Raw genomic sequence first — 2673 nt, 5'->3', positions numbered from 1 at the left:
GACGCCATCGCCAACCCGATCTCGAGGTCTCGCGCGCCGGGGACCTCGGCGCGGATCGCGTCGAGCACGACCTGGGCGGCCTCGACGTCGTTCACGGTGACTTCGGCGCCGGGTGCGCGCACGATCGTCGGCTCCGGCAGTCCGCCGGCCTCGCTCTCGGCGCGGACGATGCGCTCGATCGAGGCGATGATCCGCTCACGGGTCTCCTCGTTGCGGGCACGCGTGGAGATCTCGATGACGGCCTGGTCGGGGATGATGTTCGCACGGGTGCCGGCGTGGAAGCTGCCGACGGTGACGACGCCGGCGTCGCTCGGCGAGACCTCACGCGAGACCACGGTCTGCAGGCGGACGACCGCCGACGCCGCCGTGACGACCGGGTCGAGCGAGGCCTGCGGGGCGGAACCGTGCGCACCACGGCCGTTGAACGTGACGGTCAGCCGGTCGCTCGACGCCATCACGGGGCCGCTGCCGACGGCGACGATGCCGACCGGTGCCGGCGCGGAGTGCTGCCCGAGCACGACGTCCGGCTTCGGGAAGCGGTCGACGAGCCCGTCCTCGACCATCGCCCGCGCGCCGGAGATGACCTCTTCCGCGGGCTGGAAGACGCCGACGACCGTGCCGTGCCAGTCGCCGGTGGTCGCGGCGAGGCGTTCGAGGGTGCCGAGCAGCCACGTCACGTGGATGTCGTGGCCGCACGCGTGCATCGTCGGGACGTCGTTGCCGTCCTCGTCGGTGCCGTGGTGCTCGCTGGCGTACGGCAGGCCGGTGCGCTCCTGGACCGGCAGTCCGTCCATGTCGGCGCGGAGCCAGACGACCGGCCCGTCGCCGTTCGCCAGGACGCCGACGACACCGGTGCCGCCGATGCCCGTGGTGACCTTGATCCCGCCGATCGCCTCGAGCCGGTCGGCGACGATGCCCGCGGTGCGGTGCTCCTGGAAGCCGAGCTCGGGGTGTGCGTGGAGGTCCTGGTACAGCGAGAGGAGGTCGAGAGTCACGCGCACCACGCTACATCCGACGACGGCCCGGCCACCTCGGACGAGGTGACCGGGCCGTCGGACGCGAGTCGCGCCTCCTGGATGGACCGCTTACGCGTCCTGACGCTTCAACCGGGCGTAGGCGCGCTGGCGAGCCTGCGCGTCGAGCTCGACCTTGCGGATGCGCACGGCGTCGGGGGTGACCTCGACGCACTCGTCCTCGCGCGCGAACTCGAGGCACTCCTCGAGGGAGAGCTGGCGCGACGGCGTCATCGACTCGAACGAGTCGGCGTTCGCCGAACGCATGTTCGTGAGCTTCTTCTCCTTCGTGATGTTGACGTCCATGTCGTCGGCGCGCGAGTTCTCGCCGATGACCATGCCCTCGTAGACCTCTTCGGTGGGGTTGACGAAGAACGTCATCCGCTCCTGCAGGTTCGTGATCGCGAACGGCGTGACCACACCGGAGCGGTCGGACACGATCGAGCCGTTGACACGGGTCTGGATCGGGCCGGCCCACTCGGCGTAGCCGTGCGAGATCGCGTTGGCGATGCCGGTGCCGCGGGTCTCGGTGAGGAACGCGGTGCGGAAGCCGATCAGGCCACGCGACGGCACGATGAACTCCATGCGGATCCAGCCGGTGCCGTGGTTCGTCATGTTCTCCATGCGACCCTTGCGCGCGGCCATGAGCTGCGTGATCGCGCCGAGGTGCTCCTCCGGCGTGTCGATCGTCATGTGCTCGTACGGCTCCTGCAGCTTGCCGTCCTCGTCACGCTTGGTGACGACCTGCGGCTTGCCGACGGTGAGCTCGAAGCCCTCGCGACGCATCTGCTCGACGAGGATGGCCAGCGCGAGCTCGCCACGCCCCTGGACCTCCCACGCGTCGGGACGACCGATGTCGAGGACCTTGAGCGAGACGTTGCCGATGAGCTCGCGGTCGAGGCGGTCCTTCACCATGCGGGCGGTGAGCTTGTGGCCCTTGACCTTGCCGACCAGCGGCGACGTGTTCGTGCCGATCGTCATCGAGATCGCCGGGTCGTCGACCGTGATGGTCGGCAGCGGACGGACATCCTCGGGGTCGGTCAGGGTCTCACCGATGGTGATGGTGTCGAAGCCGGCGACGGCGACGATGTCACCGGGGCCCGCGGACTCGGCCGGGTAGCGCTCGAGTGCCTTGGTGACGAGCAGCTCGGTGATGCGGGCGTTCACGACGCTGCCGTCGTGCTTGACCCACGCGACCGTCTGGCCCTTCTTCATGGTGCCGTGGAAGATGCGCAGGAGCGCGAGGCGACCGAGGAAGGGCGAGGCGTCGAGGTTCGTGACGTGCGCCTGCAGGGGGTGCTCGTCGTCGTACTTCGGGGCCGGGACGTGCTGCAGGATCGCCTCGAACAGGGGCTCGAGGTCGTCGTTGTCGGGCAGCGAGCCGTCTTCCGGCTTGTTGCGCGACGCGGCACCGGCGCGACCCGAGGCGTAGACCACCGGGACGTCGAGGATCGCGTCGAGGTCGAGGTCGTCGACCTCGTCCGACAGGTCGGAGGCGAGCCCGAGCAGGAGGTCCTGCGACTCGGACACGACCTCGTCGATGCGGGAGTCCGGGCGGTCCGTCTTGTTGACGAGCAGGATCACCGGGAGCTTCGCGGCGAGCGCCTTGCGGAGCACGAAGCGGGTCTGGGGCAGCGGGCCCTCTGATGCGTCGACGAGA

General features: G+C 69.9%; 2 protein-coding genes. Both read right to left on the bottom strand.

The window, feature by feature from the left end:
• The coding region (locus I5E_RS18440; RefSeq protein WP_042724049.1) for an amidohydrolase at window positions 1-995 on the bottom strand (995 nt) is incomplete at its 3' end.
• Window positions 996-1085: 90 nt separating this feature from the next.
• Window positions 1086-2673: GTP-binding protein (locus I5E_RS18435; protein WP_022908288.1), on the bottom strand; the 1588-nt coding region annotated here is incomplete at its 5' end.

This window comes from Curtobacterium sp. B18, assembly GCF_000333375.1.
In the GTDB taxonomy this organism is placed as follows: Bacteria; Actinomycetota; Actinomycetes; order Actinomycetales; family Microbacteriaceae; genus Curtobacterium.
The sequence above is the reverse complement of the archived record's forward strand: the minus strand, read 5'-3'. Positions and strand labels throughout refer to the sequence as shown.